This is a genomic window from Pyxidicoccus fallax (assembly GCF_012933655.1).
Taxonomy (GTDB): Bacteria; Myxococcota; Myxococcia; order Myxococcales; family Myxococcaceae; genus Myxococcus; species Myxococcus fallax.
Genome location: NZ_JABBJJ010000797.1, coordinates 1 through 409, shown reverse-complemented (window position 1 = coordinate 409; position 409 = coordinate 1). Strand labels below are relative to the sequence as shown.

Annotated in this window: 1 protein-coding gene; it reads right to left on the bottom strand. The window is 53.1% G+C overall.

The window, feature by feature from the left end; all coding sequences use genetic code 11:
* Positions 1 to 21: 21 nt before the first annotated feature.
* On the bottom strand, positions 22 to 409 hold a 388-nt coding region (locus tag HG543_RS54200), incomplete at its 5' end, for a VirB8 family type IV secretion system protein (RefSeq protein WP_169352740.1).

The following is a 409-nucleotide window of genomic DNA, read 5'->3' as shown; positions in this document are numbered from 1 at the left end:
CGGTAAACGTTAACTTTTTCATCATTCACCTCCCCGGATTTCGCGGTCGGTCTGCCAACTGGTGACGGTAAAGCCGAAGTAGTTGATCTCGCGTTCCGCATCGCTCATTTCCTTGTCAGGGTTAGAATGGAACGTGAACCGGGCATCCCAATATTCGTTGCGGGTGCTGTTATCAGCCAGACGGCGGATAATCTTCTTGTAGCGGATGGTGGCGACCCTATCAGGGGCGGTCGCATCGGTGATCTGGTTGGACAAGATCTCCACTTTCACGGTGTGCGCCCCGTTCTTATAAACCTTGTCTGGGGCGTTTTTTCCGGCGTAAAGCGCCAGATAGTCATCGTTTACCTGGGGAGCGTTGTAGACTTGTACCGTCTCGTAGTCGTCCTGCAAAGAGGGATAGACATACCGC